An 18,076-nucleotide genomic window follows, 5' to 3' on the forward strand; every position below is an offset into this window, starting at 1 on the left:
TCTCTTGAAAAAAACTATTATAATCGATCCTATAACAAGAATTAGCGGTTTTCTTGAAACCAAAGTAGAAGTTACTGAAAGCGTAATTACAAATGCTGAAACCAGTGGTCTTCTATTTAGAGGCTTTGAAAAGATGCTTAAAACTCGTCAACCACTTGATGCTATTTATTTTACTGAAAGAATTTGCGGAATATGTTCTACTGCCCATGCTATGGCATCAACTTTAGCACTAGAGGATGCCTTAAAGGTTTCGGTCAGCATAAATGACTTATACGTACGTGATTTAATTCACAGCTTTGAATTTATGCAAAATCACATAAGACAGTTTTATAATCTAACAGTTCCAAGCTATGTAAGAATGTCAAAGCTAGATCCTTTATATTCAAACCAATATAGTGATTATAGGCTTCCTAATTATGAAAACGAAATTATTTCTAAGCACAGTTTAGAAAGTATTAATTACAGCCGTCTTGCCCATGAAGGTCTAGCTCTTTTCGGAGGAAAAGCTCCTCACTCCCATGGTATTTTTGTTGGGGGAGTTACAACTAGCATAGATTCCTACAAACTAGTAAAAGCAAAATCCATAATCTCAAGCCTAAAAGTATTTATAAATAACATTATGCTTGAGGATATGAATACCATAGCAAAATACTACTCAGACTACTTTAACATGGGCGAAACCTACAATAACTTCATGAGCTATGGACTTTTTGATCACTATAAAGATCCTGAAATAAGCTATGTATCTCCAAGTGTAATGATTAATTATAAAAAGCAGAGCTTTGACAAAAACAAAATCACAGAAAACATACTTCACAGCTGGTATGTTAGCGATACGGAAAATGAAAAACCTTCAAATGAAAGCGCCGACAATATTGATTTAAATAAAAAACAAGGTTACAGCTTTATAAAATCTCCCAATTACGACGGTTATCCCATGGAGGTTGGACCACTAGCTAGAATGATACTTTCTGGTGATTACAAAGGCAAAAGCTCCTGCATGGATAGAAATGTCGCTCGAGTTTTAGAAGCAAAAAAAATAATCTCTATTATGGAAAAGCTTGCAGATAAAATTGAGCTTCTACCAAACTCCCAAAAGACATACGATATACCAATAAACGCTTTTGGTGCTGGTCTAACTGATACTACACGGGGAGCTTTAGGTCATTGGATTAAGATAGAAAACAAGCTTATAAAGTACTATAACATAATAACTCCAACAGTATGGAATATGAGTCCCAAGAATGAAAAAGGGGCTTTTGGGGTTGGTGAAAAATCCTTGGTTGGAACCAAGCTAAAAAATGTTCAAGAACCAGTAGAAGTTGGGAGAATTATGCGCTCCTTTGATCCCTGCGTTTCCTGTGCTACTCATTTAGTAAGCGATAAATACAGTCCTATAGACATCAAGGTAATAGTATGATAAAGGTTATTGCCCTTGGAAACACACTAATGGAGGATGATGGGATTGGAATTGTGGTTGTAAACAAACTTAAGGAAACGCTTGAGAAAAACAATATTGATGTGATAATTGGAGAAACAGATTTTGACTTTTGTATTTCGCAAATACAAGATGGTGATTTCATATTCTTTGTTGACGCAGCTTTCTATGGCAAGTGTCCTGGAGAAATAACTGTAACACCTTTAAACAAATATAAAAACAAATGCTATTTTCAACATAACATTAGTGCTATTGACATGGTAAAATCACATTTTAAAAATATTAAAGGATACGTTATAGGCATAGAAATTAGCAGCGTTAGCTTTAAATACGGTATAAGTAACTTCCTTAAAAATATTATCCATGTAATTTCAGAAAATGTTCTAAAAGAAATCTTAGGAGGTAAAACTATTGAGGTTTAATGTGGCTACAAAGCTTTATAACCATCAAATGAGAATTAATTACTACACTTTATGCATGAACACAGTGGTATGTCCTCAGATAAAAAAATACTATAAGAATTTAATAGCTGCTGAACTTAAAGAATCAAGAAGACTTGTTATAAGAAGCACTTTTACCAATGAATATAGAGAACCTCGAAGAGAATTCACACTAGAAGAACTTTCAAAATACAATGGTGAAAACGGTAAACCAGCATATGTGGCTGTAAACGGAACTGTTTATGATTTAAGCCTTGCTCCCTCTTGGGGCGGTGGCACCCATTTTGGTCTTTATGCTGGAAAAGATTTATCCAGCGAATTCAACTCTTGCCATAAAGGAATTATGAGCATATTAACCTCTTTGCCTAGGGTTGGAGCCCTAATCAAAGAAAAAATAATTTAGGAGGCACAGCTAATGCACGATACCATATTGTTAAATAAAATATCACAGGGCTTAAGTGAATGTTGCAAAACACAAAAAATATCAAAAATAAATGAACTCACTGTTGCTGTAAATAAAAAGAGTCATGTAAACTCAGAAAATCTAACTGATTATCTAAAAAATTATAATAAGGCTCTAGTCTCTAGTAGTCTTAAAATAAAGGTTGAAATAGAAGATTTACCAGATCAAACCGCTATGATAAGAAGGTTAGAAGGTGAAGTAGCTGAAAACTAATAATATCTGTTTATGCGATAGGTGTCTCAAAAATAAACACAAAAACCCTTTAAATAGGCTATTTCATATAGAAGAAATATGCCTAAAAAACTGTATTCCTCCACTAACTCTAGTAGATAACAAATATAATGCAATAAATTCTTTAAATATAATAGAAAAAGCTTACAAACTACTAAAATCAGCAAATATACTAGCAATAAAGGATACAGGAGGCTTTTATTTAATATGTAATGGAAAAAGTAGAGCTGCTATAAATACCTTAAGACGCAGAAAAATGCGCCAATCAAAACCCTTTGCCGTTATGATGAAGGATATCTATACCGTACGAGAGTTTTGTGAGGTTCATTCAGAAGAAAAAAAGGTCTTGGAAAGCTCTGAAAGACCAATTGTAATTTTGGATAAAAAACCTAGTTTAAATCTTCCTAATAACATATCACCAAATTTAAAAAGTATAGGAGTAATGCTCCCTTTCTCTCCTATCAGTAGACTTATGCTTCAAAAGGATTTAGACGTACTTATTATAACCAAAAGCTCTAATATAGAACTCAAAAATGAAACCGCCTTTAAGAATTTAAAAAATATTGCAGATTACTTCTTAATTCACAATAGAGAAATTTCTGTTCCCTTAAAAACTCCAGTAGTTTACTTAATTAATCATAGTAAATGTGTACTGAATCAAAGCCTATCAAGCCCTAAAAAAGCTCTAAATAACAGTTTTTCAGATAACTTTATTGAAATTATCTACGGCAAAGAAAACACAGAATATAGCAAAAACTTTTTAGGCGGTGAATTTTTTATTAAAACAAATAAAGAGTTTAAAATGGCTGCACATTTTCAGTACGTAACGCTTCAAGGAAAACCAAGTCCACTTAGCTCTGCTATAAGCTATCTTCATTTTTTCAAATACAATCCTGATAGTTTTATAGCTAATACGGGTATCACTACAAATGCTCTAGAAAAAAACTCAAACTCCTGTTTATCAAGTATAGATCATTTTTTTGACTGTATTTCCTCTTTGCTTGATATAGTTCATACAAATACTTATGCTGGAGAAGCAGCTCAAGCGTTAGAAAGTATAGCAGATGCAACTACAAAGGATTATTACAAATATAGAATAAAAAATGAAAACAGCGCCTTTGTTATAGATATTAAAAATATTCTTCGTGGAGTTCTAATAGATATACTTATAAAAAAAGAAAAAAGCATGATTGCTACAAAATTTCACAATACAATTTATCATATCACCTGCCAAATGGCTCTTATACTATCAAAACTTTACGGAATAAATAAAATTATTTTAAGTGGCACTACCTTTCAAAACAAGCGTTTACTTGAAGATGTATCTAAAGGACTAAAGAAGGAGAACCTTAGGGTTTATTTCAATTCAAAGCCATATTTAGATAACACTGAAATCCTCTTGTGAAAACGAAATCATAAAAGAGATATACAAGATAAAAATCTCTTTTATGATTTTAAATTTATTATTAAAACTTCAAAATAGCTTATTTAGTTACAACATACACTTCATTATCTGCCTGCACACCTAGAAAAACTACATTCTTAATATCTTGAATATTTTTTATTTTCAACTGCTCCTTGACCCAAGCCTCATCCTTTTTTATTTGCTGTAGATGATTATAAAGTATAGTACCATCTAAAATTATCTCTACCATCACTCCTGTCTTAGGCTTTTGAATCCCTAAGTCCTCCACTGTTACAGATGATTTTTCGGCCTTTTTTAAAACACTAAGCTTTCCATCTGGCTCTAAAAGAGCTATTTCTACGTCTGTAATGTAAAAGATATCTTTATTTCTAAGCTGCATTAATAAATCTCCCATATTGTATTTTGCCTTTTCCATATTTTTATATATAACTCTCCCCTTATTTATAATAACTAAAGGTTCGCTGTCTATCCATAATCTTAGCCTTATGCTTTTTAAGGTTATAATTGATATTAATATAGTGAAAACACTCCAAACAACAATGGAAAAGCAGCTTTCAAACACATCAATATGTCTATCTACAGATGCTGCCGCCGCAATGGAACCAATGGTTGTTCCCACTATATAATCAAAATACGTAAGCTGTGATAGCTGCTTTTTTCCCATAAATCGTGTGAAAAGCAAAAGAATAATATAAGAAATAGCAGATCTTAAAAATACAATCATGTAATGCTTCACCTTAAGCACTTCCTTAATAGTTAATACTCATATTATTAACCTTTTAACTTTAGCTAAACCATATATCTTTGTTAAGTTTCTATGTTAGTTTTAACCAAAATATAATATACAAAAAAAAGCTTGATTTATTGACATAATATTTCGAATGCCATATACTTTATTTGTGATAATTGTATTAAATTGTAACCACAGGAGGTCTTTCTATGAAAAACGTATTCAAGAAGATTACAACTGCTATAATAGCTTCATCCCTTACTCTTACTTTTTCCTTTACAACCTTTGCTGAAGCCTTACCTCAAAAAACACAAAGTACATATCAAGAGCTTCAAAATACTACGAATAGACGTATCTATGATTTTACAAGCGATGGCGCAAAAGGAACTCATGAATTTATAACTGTACAAGCTATGACTATACTTGGAAACGACAAAGGGAATAATTTTAAAAATCTTATTAAAAACTATGAACCCACACTAAGACAGTACTGTGATAAGCCTGATAAAGATGAAAATCAGTGGGCCTTTGCATATCATTTCTACAATCCTTATACAGGGCTAAACTACCTTCCAAGTATACTTCCTCAGTCTAAAACAACAGCACTTACTAAATTCGAAGAACACGCTGCAAATGCAGTATCCAGCTATAGAACGGATAGAACTTATTCTATGCAAGAATTAGGGCGAGCTTGTCATTTTCTAGAAGATGTAAACGTACCTTACCATTCTGCCAATCTAATAGCAGTATTGTCCACACATTCTCAATATGAACAGTTTGTTCAAGATCATCAAACTAGCTATGCTCTAAATAGCACTGATAAATATGGAAACTACTATTCAGAGAACTTTAATGATTACTGTTACGATATACTAAATGATTGCGCTAAGTACTCTTATTCCTTTAAAGATGAAGTTCAAAAAAGCGAATCTTCTTGGGATTCAGTTGCCAATGTAACAGTTAAATATGCTGAAGGCTATGTAGCAGCTTTCTTTTATAGATTTTTACATGAGGTTGGAGAAATTTAATTATTCAGAACAAAAGAGAGCATGGCTCATGCTTAAATTTTAATCATGAGCCATGCTCTCTTTTTTGATTTCATAATTGTTTATTGTAGATATTCAATTTTCATTCATACTTTAAGTTAACGTTAACGTTTGATGCCTACCATACCCAAAGTGGAAGTCCTGATAAAAGATTTCCATTTAAACCTAAATTAATAGTTAAAACTGCAGCAAGTATACCTGCAATAAATAGTAATTTTTTGTACCTTTTAAAGAACATATTAACAAATCCTTTCTTATATAAATTTTTTACTAAAGCTAATTATATCTCTAAGAGCATTTATATCTTTCATATCTAAATAAAAATCTATTAACTTATACATAACCTTTGTATTTATTTTGCTTTCCTTACCCGTTAAGATAAAAAATTCATTCATTATATCTAGTATTTTTTTACGATTATTTTGCTCACCATATAAATCAATTAGCTCACATAAGATATCACCTTCTAAGTAATACCTCATATTCTTTTTAGCATAAGTTAAAGCTTTTTCATAGTATTCTTCAGCTAACTTCAAATCCACTAATTCCTTACCTATTTTACCTATTTCAAAATATATTTCAGATAAATAAACAAAGTTTTCATTTAAGTATTTTTTTGTTTCAAGAATCAGTGTTAACTTTTCTTTAATTTTATCATTATCCCCAATTTTTATATATATTTCCACTAGATTTATTAAAACAGCTATATACTTCTCATATCTTTTTTCACCCATAGAATCTATTATTTTGTAGTATAATTCTAAACTTTCATCATATCTTTTTAGCTCACCTAAGCAAGTAGCAATTTGAATACATACATCATAATACTTATCCGCACTTATGCTCTTTGTTGTTTCCTTAATTTTTTTAAAGCCTTCTAATGCTATATCATACTGTTTTAAATTCATATAACAAGAAGACATATTGTAAATAAAAATACAGTAGTATTCCTCACTAATGTTATTAAAGTGGTTTATAGCAAAGTTACAACACTTTATATCATCCTCATACTTTCCCATATAATAATAGACCATTGACAATTTTCTAAGTATAGAAAGCATAATATCACTGTGTATATCTCCATCCATTATTGCCTTAGCCTTTTCATAATATAGTGAACTGTTGTAAAAATCACTTATGTTACAATAGTAATCTCCTGCCAATTCAAATACAGCTATCTTTTTATCTTTAATATCCCATTTAGCTAAAAATTCTTCAACTTCTGATAGCTTACTTAGAAATATACCATCCCTATATATACTTAAATCTCTAAGTTCTCTAATATATCTATCAAGTACCTTATTTGCTTGAGTTTCTTCACTTTCTAATAAATAATCTATACTTTCATCAATTACTGTGGTCTTTTTTTCGCAAATTTTCTTTAAATTGTCAAGCATTATCTTTGCTGCACTTCTAGTAAGGTTTGCTTTATTGTGCTCTATCTGGCTTATGAGGTTTCTAGTTATCACATTTCCTGCCAGATCTTCTTGACTTAGATTATATTTTTTTCTTAAGTTTCTAAGCTTGTCTCCAATAGACATTATCTCATAAGTGCCCATATAGATTCTCCTAACTGTAATTAATTCACTATTATAAGTATACCATACATTTAATCATATATCATCATATTTTGCCATAAAGTTAATACTTAATAATATATCTAATTATTATTATTATTAAATAGCCCTTACCTCTATTTTTCTTCAAAATATATACAAATCAACTAATTTTATTAAATATTTTTACTTTACATAATTATACCAAGCATTCTTCCCTATATATTAAAAGCTATTATTCAATACTATAAAGCTATTAATTTCTCTCCTTGCTTACAATAATTGTAAAAACATATAAATATATGCTATTATATATTTGGTATATTTTTACAATTGGAAATGAGGTGTAAGATTGAAACGCTCATCTGTAAATAAAAAAATACAATTATCAAAAAAACTCTTTCATGTTTTCTTTTTTTTAGTAGCAGTTTTCTTTCTAATAATATTCAAACTCGCTTACATAATGATAGATAAGTCCGATGACTACAAGGCATATTCAATAAAACAATGGAAGAACGAAATAACCATTGCCCCAAAAAGAGGAGACATCCTCGATTGTAATGGAGATAATCTAGCCACAAGCTTAAGTGATTATAGAATAGATGTAGACATGAACACACTTCTCTCTTCTTTAAAAAGCAACAAAATGACACTAAAAACTCTTTCTACTAAGCTTGGAAAAATATTAGGGGAATCTTCTGACGACGTTTACTATACGCTGTCATCAAAATCTTCAAATGGAGTTCCCTTAAGGTTTGTAAATCTTGTAAGGCAAATTAATAAGGAAAAAATAGATAGAGTAAAAGCTTTAAAAATAACTGGATTTATTTATTCTGATGATTTTCTTCGAGAATATCCAAACAATAATTTTCTTTCTAGTGTACTTGGCTACCTAAATTCCGATGGTAATGGAGCTTCAGGCGTAGAGCTCTCCTATAATAAAATACTTTCAGGAACTCCTGGTCATAAAATCGTAGAAACAGATGTTATGAGAAATCAGCTTCCCTACGGGAATTCCGAATATACAGCTCCTAAAGCCGGTAAGGATATAGTTCTAACCATAGATAAAAATATTCAACTAATTGCTGAACAAGCTGCTGAAAAAGCATTGTCTGATAATAAAGCTAAATCTGTTACAATCACAGTTATGAACCCTAATAATGGTGAAATACTAGCCATGGTGTCCAAGCCTGATTTTAACCCTAATATCCCAAATAAGGGTAGCACAAATTCTAATGTTAACGTATATAAAAATACTGCTGTTGAAAACACCTTCGAACCTGGCTCTATATTTAAAGTAATTACGTCCTATGCTGCCTTAGCTGAAAAGGTAGTTAACGATAATACTATCTTCACCTGCAATGGAAGCCTAGAAATCAATAAAAAAACTATTCATTGTTGGGAACCACAAGGTCACGGCAGAGAACATTTCGTTGATATCATCAAAAATTCCTGCAACGTTGGCTTTATGGAATTAGGCGTTAATCTTCTTGGAAAAAATAAATTATACAAGTACGAAAAATTGTTTGGTTTTGGTGAAAAGACAGGAGTAGATCTTCCAGATGAAGCAGCAGGTATAGTAAGACCACCTTCCGAAACTAGCCCTGTGGACTTAGCTAACAATTCTTTTGGACAAGGTGTTTCCGTAACCTCTGTTGAATATTTAGCAGCTTTTAACGCCATAGCAAATGGTGGAACCTGGATACGCCCTCATGTGATGAAGGAGATTGTCCATAGCGATGATAAAAATAGCAAAGTTATAGATGAACAATACTCCGATTATGATAAAAAAATGATATTAGACCCAGCTGTGGCAAGCAATTTAAGAAAATATCTAATCCATGTAGTTAACGATCCAACTGGTGTTGGAAAAAAAGCTGCAATACCTGGATATGATATAGCAGGAAAAACCGGAACAGCTCAAAAGGCAGATCCTAAAACTGGTGGCTATGAAACCGACAAATATATAGCTTCCTTTGCGGGCATGGCTCCAGCAAATAAACCTCGAATTACACTTTTAATTTCAGTTGATGAGCCTGATGCGGCTACAAATTACTACGCTTCTACTGTTGCTGCACCTGTGGCAAAAGATCTTTACATTAAAATATTTGACTATTTAGCTCTAGAGGGCATATATAATATATCCTCTAAAAAGTAAAAGAGCCGAAACCTTCTTCTCCTTTGCAACTATATATTTATATATAGTACTCTGTAAATTAATTGCTCAACAAAAAAATATTATATTTTTAGTCTTAATTGTACTTTATTGAGCTTTTTACCTTAAGTATCCAAAAAAACGACCGATAATAAGCTGTTTAATTGGATATTTTATAATAATACATCCAACTAAACAGCATAATTACCTTAAATATCAAATAGTTAAGGGGGTGTTAATATACAGAAGAGCAAAAACATCATATTTATGTTGTTTTTGGGATTACTATTTGCTTATATGTCTAAATGTAACATTTATGCTGATACTAAAAGTATAACTCTAAATCCAAGTGTCGCTACAACTCTGGGCAAAACTGATAATACTTGGACTTTTCAAGTTGGAGATTACAATAATGATGGTGTACCTGATTTATACGGTATAAGTAAACAAGGAACAAATTCTACCGAAGTACACGTTTTAGATGGTAAATCCAATTATCGAAAATTTTTACTTCAAACTGCTATACCAATAGAAAAGACTGGTGATAATTACGACTTTAAATTAGGCGATTATAATAATGATGGAGTGCCTGATTTATATTGTATCAAAAAAAATGGTTCAAACGGAAAAACCGAAGTACACATTTTAAATGGTAAAGATAATTTTCATTCCTTTCTTGCTGAGGTAGCAACGGCTTTGCCAGCAACTGATAACAATTGGAGTTTTAGTATTGGAGATTACAATCATGATGGAACACCTGATTTATACTGTATTAAGAAAAATGGTGCCAATGGAAAAACTGAATTGCATATTTTAAACGGTAAAAATAACTTCCAATCCTTTCTCTATGAGGTAGGTACAACTTTACCTCAGACAGACAACAATTGGGATTTTGGTGTTAGTGATTATAATGCCGATGGAGCACTTGATTTATATTGTATAAAAAAGAACGGATCTGGAGCGACAGAAGTGCATATTTTAGATGGTAAAAGTAATTTTAAATCTTTTGCTTTTGAAATAGGAACACCTATGACCCCAACTGATGAAAATACACAATTTATATTGGGACAAGGTTCTATGAATATATATGCTATTAAAAAGCAAGGTGCAACAGCTACTGAAGTTCAGCAGCTTGGATATAAAGATACACCAAATACTTCTAATGACTCTAATTCTAATACTTCTACAAAAGTAAATACTGCTCCAATAAACACTAATGGTATCAACTGGAAATCACATTTTTCTACTGCATTAGGTAAAACTGATGATACTTGGACATTTCAGATGGGCGATTACAATCGTGATGGCGTGCTTGATCTATACGGAATTAGGAAACAAGGTACAACATCTACTGAGGTACACGTCTTAGATGGTAAATCCAATTATCGAAAGTTTTTGCTTCAAACTGTTATACCAATAGAAAAGACTGGTGATAATTACGACTTTAAATTAAGCGATTATAATAATGATGGTATACCTGATTTATACTGTATTAAGAAAAATGGTGCAAACGGAAGAACTGAAGTGCACGTTTTAAATGGTAAGGATAATTTTCATTCCTTCTTTTCCGAGGTATCAACAGCTCTACCAAGTACCGATAATAATTGGGACTTTTGCATTGGAAACTACAATAATGATGAGAAGCCTGATTTATACTGCATTAAAAAGAATGGCGCCAATGGAAAAACTGAGGTACATATTTTAAATGGTAAGACTAATTTTCAGTCATTTCTCTTGGAGATAGGAACTTCTCTGTCAAACACAGATGACAATTGGAACTTTGGATTAAATGACTACAATAATGATGGACTTATTGATTTATATTGTATTAAAAGAAATGGCAGCGGAGCAACAGAAATCCATATTTTAAATGGTAAGAATAATTTTTCTTCCTTTAATTTTGAGTCAGCAACACCTATGGAGCCAACTGATAAGAATACACAATTTATAGTTTCTAATGATGGAGCCTTAAATGTATATCCAATAAAAAAGCAAGGTGCAACATCTACTGAGGTTCATGAATTCGGAACTAAAAGCCAAGATCATGATAAAAATTATAATAATAGTAGTAACTTAATAACCTTTATAGGTCAATATGAATCTTTTTCTCCTGTGCCATATAGAGGAGCAGACTATCAAAATAGAACTATTGGATATGGTCACGTAATTCAACCAGGAGAAAACCTATCATATCTTACAGATGAACAAGCAAGAGATTTACTACAAAGGGATATTCAAAATACTACTAATGCAGTTTCGTCAATAACTTCAGGGTTAAAATTAACACAAAATCAGTTTGATTCTTTAGTAGACTTCGCTTATAACTGCGGAATTAGTGCACTAGAATCTTCTATTCTCCTAAAGAATATAAAGGCAGGAAATACTTCAGCAGATACTCTTAAAACAAACTTTATTTCTTGGTCTTACTGCAATGGAGAAGAGCTTTTAGGGCTTTGGAGGCGTAGAATGGACGAATGGCAAATGTATGAATATAGTGATTATAATAGGGACTATCCTAACTGGTAATTTTATTTGTAATTAAGGGAGATATACAATGAAGAAGAAATTATTTTTGGTATCAATTGTACTGATATTAGGCATAGCTTCTACTACTATGTACTTAAAACATAAAAGTAAAGCCAAAGTATCACTTAACAATAAAACCATAACAAATAAAAATATAAATACTTCTAAAGAAAACCTCAATAATGATGTATCTTCACAGGAATCTGTGGGGAATAAAGATAACACTACAACTTCTTTTAATTACGCAGATTATTTTGGTGAGTGGACCATAAAAAAATCTATTGGTTCAATACCTGTATCTCAAATGTCTAATAATGACGCTTCAGGTTATATTGGTAAAAAGATAGCTATTTCATCTACTCAATTCAATGATGTAGATAATATAGTTATTAAAAGCCCAATTTATGAACAAAGAAACATTTCAAACAAAGATTTTTTTGCTGCTAGTCAAAGAGAGTTAAACTATATTGGAGTTAACTTAGACTCTATTAATGAAATTCAAATAATCAGCAATGGAAGTCTCTATAGCACCATATATGTAATCGACAAAAACAATATATTATATATGATAAATGGAATATTTTTTAAATTACAAAAATAACTTATTTATAAAAAGAGTAAACATAGGTGTATCCTAATTGTTTACTCTTTTTTTCTATTTACAATTTATCTATTATGTTATACAATATAGTTAAACTAACTTGCATAACATAATAGCGAGGTGATTTTATTGAATGATAAATCTCAATTTCTAAAAGGTACTCTAGAGGGATGTATTCTAAAAATAATTAATGATGCTGGTGAAGTTTATGGATATGAAATAGCTGAAAAATTAAAGGATTATGGCTTGAATAATGTAAGTGAAGGAACAATTTATCCACTTCTTTTAAGGCTGGAAAAATCAGAACTTCTGAATTCAATAAAAAAAGAATCCCCCTATGGTCCTAAGAGAAAGTATTATACCCTATCCTCTAAAGGAAAAGAAGAGCTGAAAGACTTCTATGAAAACTGGCTTAATCTTAAGGCAAGCATAGATAAAATATTTTTAGATTATGGAGATGATAATAATGATGAATGAATTAGATGCGATGATTAAGAAAAATTATGAAATGAGCAAAAAATTAAATGAAGCTAATGACAAAGTTTATACTAACATTTTATGCTATATTAGGGTAAGCTCTCTTGATGCAAAGGAAAAGGAAGAAATTATCTCTGATATTCTCGAAATGTTTTTACGCTGTCAAGCAGAAGAAAAATCTATTGATGAACTAATTGGCAATGATTATAAAAGCTTTTGTGATTCAATTATAGAATCTGCTGGTGAAAACAAGTTTTCTAAAGAAAATATTAAAGAAACTTTATATATAATTATAAATGGTATTTTTATATTATTAAGTATCAACTTTATATTTGATTATGTGCCAAGAGCAATTAAATATAGAAGCATAGTAAACTATAAGCTTGGAGTATCTTTTCTCTTAACAACCACAATGATTTTATTAATTGCCTTTGGTATAGTAAAATATATAGGAAAAACCAGCTTCAATGATAACAACATAAGCGATTCTAAAAAAGCAAAGATTCTTTTTATAATTTTCTATGTAGTAATTACTGTCATCTTGGGACTTATAGGCTATATACTTAGAACCTATACTTTGTTTTCAGCTAACCCTTATGTAATGTTAGCTATACTTGCTGTTTACTGGATATATAAATTATTAGAAAGATTTAGAAAAGAGGCTTAATTAGCTCTTTTCTATTTATCTAAGATTGGGCGCAATAAAATACGTAGCAAACCCCACTATAATAAAAAGAACACATGAAAAAAAGTACAAAAGCATGTACTTTTTATCCTCACTTATAGTTGTTTCCGTGAAATATATAAAAAAAATTATACCAAACAATAGAAACTTCTGATACCAAAAAGCATTTACAAAAAACAATAAAGGAACGGCCTTCAATAGATTTATGGCTACTGTTTTTGATTTTAATGTTTCCATTTGTCCTCCCTCTAAAAACGAGTTTCTACCTATTATAAATATGCTACATCTAACCTATAAATTCATAAGTTTTATTTTTAATAGCATTAATTTGAATATAAAAAGTATAATGTTATACCCTATATTATTGTAATGTAAAAATATATAATAAGGTGGGTATTTGACTATGTACAAGAAACTTTTGGTAGGCGCTTTAATACTGTTAAATGTAGTCTTTTATGGATGCAGCAATAAATCTTCAAATAAAATCTCAAAATCATATGCCGCAAGTTCAGTAAATATAACTTCTTCAAAAAAACCTCCTCAAAATAACAAAAACTCCATAAGAACCAAAACACTTATAGAAGCCTTAACAAATAATTCTATAATAAGCTTAACTGGAAATATAGCCGGGGCACCTATCCACATGAATCTTATCAAGGACCCTAATGCTTCTTTTCCCAATTACTTTAAGGATGCTGATAAATATAGTGACACAATAATAGCAGTAGATCATACTAAATATGCTAAATCAGGCGTGAAAAAAGCTGCCTCCTTTAAAGGCTCTTACTATTACGACAAAATAAAGCAAAACATAAATATAATCGCTACACTCTATCAAGGTGGTCTTTTTGAAATAATAGAATATGATTCATCTCAAAATATAAATGGTTATTTTAAAGGCTTTGTACAAAATAATAAAATAACTGGAGGCTGGATTTCAGCAAAAGCTTCAAAAGACTATCCCTACAAAGTAAAGGAATATCCCTTTTACTTAACTAATGGAAACACTTCCTCTAATAATAACTCTCTTCAAGGTTATTACAAAAATCAATTTAATGAAGCAGAATCTTCTAACATGGTAATATTTAATGAAGATTCCTCAGGGTTTCAATTTGCAATAGATGGCAGACATTCTTCAAATGTTGGCATTAATATCGGAAGTATTTCCGGAAAAGCAACCTTTACTGATGCCTCAAAAAAACGGGCTAAATACATAAATAATAGCAATGGTCTTGAAATGATTTTTGATTTTCAAGATAAAACTACTATAATCGTAAATGCAAATGCAGTAATTCAACAGTATGGAGGCATAGGTGTTAATCTTACTGGAAAATTTAATAAAACACTTTATAAATAAGATAAGTCATAATGGCTTATCTTATTTAATTCTAAGTTCATTTGCCAGCTTTTTTTTAACCTTTAGCCTAGCACGATTTATTGTAGCCCTACATACCCCATATTTATTAGCTATATCTGCATCCGTACTTTTATTTATATAATGTTCTTTAATTATACTTCTCTCAAAAGAATTTAAGCATTTAAAAATTTCGTTTCCTGTTCTACCCTCTATCCAATTATCATCTAGTAATTCATTATCTTCAAAAAAACTTATACTATTATCATAAACTAATATACTATCCAGGTATTCACTATTATTACTTCTCGAAATGGTATCCTTTACAAGAGAACTTAAGCGGCGATAAATTTCATAATGAAAACATTTATACACGTAATTATGGAAACTAGGTTTATCATAGTCTCTATATTTTTTTGCCATTATTAATAAAGCTGCAATAAGTTCATTCTGTATTTCACTTTCATTATATTTAGAGAACATATTTTTTATTTTTTTTGAGACATTCTCAAGCTTTAAATTAACTTCCTCCCTATTAACTTCCTTTAGTTCCTGTACTTTTATATACAAACGTATAAATTTGTTTATTGAATAATCTTTTGGCTTGTAAGCTCCATACATAATAAGATTTAAGTAGTTTAATAAAAAGTTTTTAAAACATTCTATTAATTCCTGAGCGGCATATGTGCTGCCATTTTGATAATCAAGAACGTAATTGTATATTCTTTTGTAATCTTCAAGTTTGCATTCTGGCATTTTAATTCCTCCTGCTTATATACTTATTAGCCAAAACCTTCCCATGACTATAAACTGGCTATTCAATCTTTATTTAATTTAAGTTATATGTCAATCTCACAAAATAACTTAAATTAAATTTCACTTTTATTTTTCAAAAAATTTATAAACAAAGTTACAAATTATTGTACGGCACAGTATATAAGTTTAATGAGTTTTGAGGAACTTAAAAAATAAATTAATTTTTACAAGGAGGAATTATTATGTCATTAATTAAAAGTAAACAAATCAGATCTTTAGATGCTATACAGGTGAATCAAACTGATGATATGCAGTTTGTATCAGCAAGTGACAAAGCTAACTTTTCTGACAAATATACTAAAAAGGAGGTTGATGATAAGTTAACTGATGCCAGAGGCGATGTGTCAAAGCAAATTACTGATATAACCACTTCAATCACTAACGTTAACACTAAAATAGACGAGGATGTTAAGACTATTAATGCTACTACTGTTGATCTTCAAAATCAGATAAATACAAACAACACCACTATAACAAATGAAATTACTGATATAAACACTTCAATAACCAAGGTTGATACTAAAATAGACGACGATGTTAAAACTATTAATGCTACTACCTCTGACCTTCAAAATCAAATAAATGTAAACAACACTAATATAACAAAACAAATTACTGATATAAACACCTCAATCACTAATGTTGACACTAAAGTAGATGAAGATATTAAAACTATTAATGCTACTACTACCGATTTGCAAAACCAAATAAATGTAAACAACACCAATATAACAAAACAAATTACTGATATAAACACCTCAATCACTAATGTTGACACTAAAGTAGATGAAGATATTAAAACTATTAATGCTACTACTACCGATTTGCAAAACCAAATAAATGTAAACAACACTACTATAACAAATCAAATTACTGACATAAACACTTCAATCACCAAGGTTGACACTAAAATAGACGAGGATGTTAAAGCAATTAACTCTACTACTGCCGATTTACAGAGTCAAATTACTGTAAATAACAACACTCTTACAAATGAAATTCAGACAGTTAATACAAGCCTTCAGAATCAAATTACATCAGCAATTCAAGGCTTATCTTGGAAATCTCCAGTTGACACTTTTGCCGATATAGCAAAAGTATATCCAAATCCTGCAGAAGGTTGGGTTTTAACTGTAGATGATACTAACAAAGTATACAGATATGATGCTCCAACTTCTAAATGGGTAGAGTTTCCTATACAAGCTCCAACAACTTATGTTAAGACAATTACAATAAATCCTTCTATTGACAATCAAACCTCCATAGATACTGGAATAAGAAATGATAATACAGGTATTTATAAAACTGGTCACAGCGATGTAGTACTAAAGGTAAATGGCTGTGCTCAAATTTACGGTGCAGACAAAGATTACACTGCAGATTTTGTTAACAATGATCTTATAATAACTTGGACTAACAGACAATTCAGCCTAGAAACCTCTGATGAGCTTGATATAACTTATACTCACTTTGAATTAGTATAAAATATTTATAATTTAAATTACTTATATCAGTGGAGATAACCTTCTTCACTGATATTTTAATAACGAGGTGTATTATGTCAAAAATAAAAGACAAACAAATAGAATCAATAAGCGCTAAAAAAATTACTGACTTAAATAACAAAAACTTTGTATCTACTGACATTTTAGCTATCATAAACAATTTTAGTTTAAATGAAAATGGTAAGCTATTATTTAATGGCAGCGCTTTAGGAGTTCCTGATTTAAAAGAGTTAAAAGAAAATTTTATTTTAGACCCGTTACAAACTAAACAACTTTTACTGCCGGTTCAATTTTCAAAATACGATATTAGAACCCTCTATTGCAATTGTACAGGCTCTGTGACAGTTGACATATACGATAACTCAAAAAATGGATTTTTAGTTTATAGCTTTAATTCGTGTCATTCAAACTATTCTATAGTTAATGTTCCTTTGGAAGATAAAAGCGGAAAAAACAATTTAAATCTTGTTATTACAAATCATGATTTGTTTAGTGTATGTGGTACTTTAACTATCAAAATAACCTCATTATGTTAGGCATAAAAGTAAACATAAGAAAAAAAGTAAAAAACATTGATGCTTTCCAATGCTTTTTACTTTTTTAATTTGTAAGCTAAACTATACTTCT

At 30.4% G+C, this 18,076-nt stretch carries 18 protein-coding genes; 14 read left to right on the forward strand and 4 right to left on the reverse strand.

Translation table 11 applies throughout. The features are described 5' to 3' along the window. The first annotated feature begins 4 nt into the window (after nt 1-4). From CA_RS19920 to CA_RS19940, 5 genes are read left to right on the forward strand one after another with little or no spacing between them, the layout of a single operon-like run. Complete coding sequence (locus tag CA_RS19920; protein WP_010890826.1) at nt 5-1,420, forward strand: nickel-dependent hydrogenase large subunit; 1,416 nt, start codon at nt 5-7, stop codon at nt 1,418-1,420. Beyond that, the gene (locus CA_RS19925) at nt 1,417-1,860 is read left to right on the forward strand and encodes a hydrogenase maturation protease (protein WP_010890827.1); all 444 of its coding nucleotides are present in this window, start codon (nt 1,417-1,419) and stop codon (nt 1,858-1,860) included. The genes CA_RS19920 and CA_RS19925 overlap by 4 nt, the downstream gene beginning before the upstream one ends. Next, nucleotides 1,850-2,281 carry a cytochrome b5 domain-containing protein gene (locus CA_RS19930; RefSeq protein WP_010890828.1) on the forward strand — a complete coding sequence of 144 codons (432 nt, stop codon included), beginning with the start codon at nt 1,850-1,852 and terminating at the stop codon, nt 2,279-2,281. Before CA_RS19925 ends, CA_RS19930 begins: the two co-directional genes overlap by 11 nt. Before the next feature lie 12 nt (nt 2,282-2,293). After that, complete coding sequence (locus CA_RS19935; protein WP_010890829.1) at nt 2,294-2,554, forward strand: hypothetical protein; 261 nt, start codon at nt 2,294-2,296, stop codon at nt 2,552-2,554. Between the two features lie 4 nt (nt 2,555-2,558). Next, the gene (locus CA_RS19940) at nt 2,559-3,977 is read left to right on the forward strand and encodes a Sua5/YciO/YrdC/YwlC family protein (protein ID WP_242663070.1); all 1,419 of its coding nucleotides are present in this window, start codon (nt 2,559-2,561) and stop codon (nt 3,975-3,977) included. Between the two features lie 79 nt (nt 3,978-4,056). On the opposite strand, the gene CA_RS19945 is transcribed toward CA_RS19940, so the two are convergent. Continuing rightward, a complete protein-coding gene (locus CA_RS19945) occupies nt 4,057-4,722 on the reverse strand; it encodes a DUF421 domain-containing protein (RefSeq protein WP_014519115.1) in 666 nt (221 codons plus the stop codon). A 215-nt stretch (nt 4,723-4,937) separates the two neighbouring features. Between CA_RS19945 and CA_RS19950 the strand changes: the two genes are divergently transcribed. Beyond that, nucleotides 4,938-5,756, forward strand: a complete 819-nt coding sequence (locus CA_RS19950) for a phospholipase C (protein ID WP_010890832.1) — start codon at nt 4,938-4,940, stop codon at nt 5,754-5,756. A gap of 272 nt (nt 5,757-6,028) precedes the next feature. On the opposite strand, the gene CA_RS19955 is transcribed toward CA_RS19950, so the two are convergent. Continuing rightward, nucleotides 6,029-7,333, reverse strand: coding sequence for a helix-turn-helix domain-containing protein (locus tag CA_RS19955; protein WP_010890833.1), 1,305 nt, complete (start codon nt 7,331-7,333; stop codon nt 6,029-6,031). 349 nt (nt 7,334-7,682) lie between these two features. Here CA_RS19955 and CA_RS19960 point away from each other — a divergent pair, with 349 nt between their 5' ends. From CA_RS19960 to CA_RS19980, 5 genes are all read left to right on the forward strand, one after another. Next, nucleotides 7,683-9,488 carry a penicillin-binding transpeptidase domain-containing protein gene (locus tag CA_RS19960; RefSeq protein ID WP_010890834.1) on the forward strand — a complete coding sequence of 602 codons (1,806 nt, stop codon included), beginning with the start codon at nt 7,683-7,685 and terminating at the stop codon, nt 9,486-9,488. A gap of 294 nt (nt 9,489-9,782) precedes the next feature. Beyond that, nucleotides 9,783-12,011, forward strand: a complete 2,229-nt coding sequence (locus CA_RS19965; RefSeq protein ID WP_014519117.1) for an FG-GAP-like repeat-containing protein — start codon at nt 9,783-9,785, stop codon at nt 12,009-12,011. A 28-nt stretch (nt 12,012-12,039) separates the two neighbouring features. After that, nucleotides 12,040-12,612, forward strand: coding sequence for a hypothetical protein (locus CA_RS19970; RefSeq protein ID WP_010890836.1), 573 nt, complete (start codon nt 12,040-12,042; stop codon nt 12,610-12,612). A gap of 129 nt (nt 12,613-12,741) precedes the next feature. Next, nucleotides 12,742-13,089: a PadR family transcriptional regulator gene (locus CA_RS19975; RefSeq protein WP_010890837.1), complete on the forward strand. Its 348-nt coding sequence runs from the start codon at nt 12,742-12,744 to the stop codon at nt 13,087-13,089. After that, nucleotides 13,079-13,756 carry a DUF1048 domain-containing protein gene (locus tag CA_RS19980; RefSeq protein WP_010890838.1) on the forward strand — a complete coding sequence of 226 codons (678 nt, stop codon included), beginning with the start codon at nt 13,079-13,081 and terminating at the stop codon, nt 13,754-13,756. Before CA_RS19975 ends, CA_RS19980 begins: the two co-directional genes overlap by 11 nt. Before the next feature lie 15 nt (nt 13,757-13,771). On the opposite strand, the gene CA_RS19985 is transcribed toward CA_RS19980, so the two are convergent. Next, nucleotides 13,772-14,011: a hypothetical protein gene (locus tag CA_RS19985; RefSeq protein ID WP_010890839.1), complete on the reverse strand. Its 240-nt coding sequence runs from the start codon at nt 14,009-14,011 to the stop codon at nt 13,772-13,774. A gap of 166 nt (nt 14,012-14,177) precedes the next feature. Between CA_RS19985 and CA_RS19990 the strand changes: the two genes are divergently transcribed. Continuing rightward, nucleotides 14,178-15,131, forward strand: a complete 954-nt coding sequence (locus CA_RS19990) for a hypothetical protein (RefSeq protein ID WP_010890840.1) — start codon at nt 14,178-14,180, stop codon at nt 15,129-15,131. A gap of 21 nt (nt 15,132-15,152) precedes the next feature. Here CA_RS19990 and CA_RS19995 read toward each other — a convergent pair whose 3' ends face one another. Further along, complete coding sequence (locus tag CA_RS19995) at nt 15,153-15,884, reverse strand: sigma-70 family RNA polymerase sigma factor (RefSeq protein ID WP_010890841.1); 732 nt, start codon at nt 15,882-15,884, stop codon at nt 15,153-15,155. A 242-nt stretch (nt 15,885-16,126) separates the two neighbouring features. On the opposite strand from CA_RS19995, the gene CA_RS20000 reads away from it, so the two are divergent. Continuing rightward, nucleotides 16,127-17,428 carry a hypothetical protein gene (locus tag CA_RS20000; protein ID WP_010890842.1) on the forward strand — a complete coding sequence of 434 codons (1,302 nt, stop codon included), beginning with the start codon at nt 16,127-16,129 and terminating at the stop codon, nt 17,426-17,428. Between the two features lie 74 nt (nt 17,429-17,502). Next, nucleotides 17,503-17,985: a hypothetical protein gene (locus tag CA_RS20005; protein WP_010890843.1), complete on the forward strand. Its 483-nt coding sequence runs from the start codon at nt 17,503-17,505 to the stop codon at nt 17,983-17,985. Nucleotides 17,986-18,076 lie beyond the last annotated feature (91 nt).

Source organism: Clostridium acetobutylicum ATCC 824 (assembly GCF_000008765.1).
Taxonomy (GTDB): Bacteria; Bacillota; Clostridia; order Clostridiales; family Clostridiaceae; genus Clostridium_S; species Clostridium_S acetobutylicum.

What these genes read in the sequence shown, in the direction of transcription:
- CA_RS19980 (WP_010890838.1), top strand. Translation starts at nt 13,079, where the DNA reads ATGATGAATGAATTAGATGCGATGATTAAGAAAAATTATGAAATGAGC.
- CA_RS19945 (WP_014519115.1), bottom strand. Translation starts at nt 4,722, where the DNA reads ATGATTGTATTTTTAAGATCTGCTATTTCTTATATTATTCTTTTGCTT.
- CA_RS19935 (WP_010890829.1), top strand. Translation starts at nt 2,294, where the DNA reads ATGCACGATACCATATTGTTAAATAAAATATCACAGGGCTTAAGTGAA.
- CA_RS19925 (WP_010890827.1), top strand. Translation starts at nt 1,417, where the DNA reads ATGATAAAGGTTATTGCCCTTGGAAACACACTAATGGAGGATGATGGG.
- CA_RS19985 (WP_010890839.1), bottom strand. Translation starts at nt 14,011, where the DNA reads ATGGAAACATTAAAATCAAAAACAGTAGCCATAAATCTATTGAAGGCC.
- CA_RS19965 (WP_014519117.1), top strand. Translation starts at nt 9,783, where the DNA reads ATGTCTAAATGTAACATTTATGCTGATACTAAAAGTATAACTCTAAAT.
- CA_RS19995 (WP_010890841.1), bottom strand. Translation starts at nt 15,884, where the DNA reads ATGCCAGAATGCAAACTTGAAGATTACAAAAGAATATACAATTACGTT.
- CA_RS19990 (WP_010890840.1), top strand. Translation starts at nt 14,178, where the DNA reads ATGTACAAGAAACTTTTGGTAGGCGCTTTAATACTGTTAAATGTAGTC.
- CA_RS19950 (WP_010890832.1), top strand. Translation starts at nt 4,938, where the DNA reads ATGAAAAACGTATTCAAGAAGATTACAACTGCTATAATAGCTTCATCC.
- CA_RS20005 (WP_010890843.1), top strand. Translation starts at nt 17,503, where the DNA reads ATGTCAAAAATAAAAGACAAACAAATAGAATCAATAAGCGCTAAAAAA.
- CA_RS20000 (WP_010890842.1), top strand. Translation starts at nt 16,127, where the DNA reads ATGTCATTAATTAAAAGTAAACAAATCAGATCTTTAGATGCTATACAG.
- CA_RS19955 (WP_010890833.1), bottom strand. Translation starts at nt 7,333, where the DNA reads ATGGGCACTTATGAGATAATGTCTATTGGAGACAAGCTTAGAAACTTA.
- CA_RS19970 (WP_010890836.1), top strand. Translation starts at nt 12,040, where the DNA reads ATGAAGAAGAAATTATTTTTGGTATCAATTGTACTGATATTAGGCATA.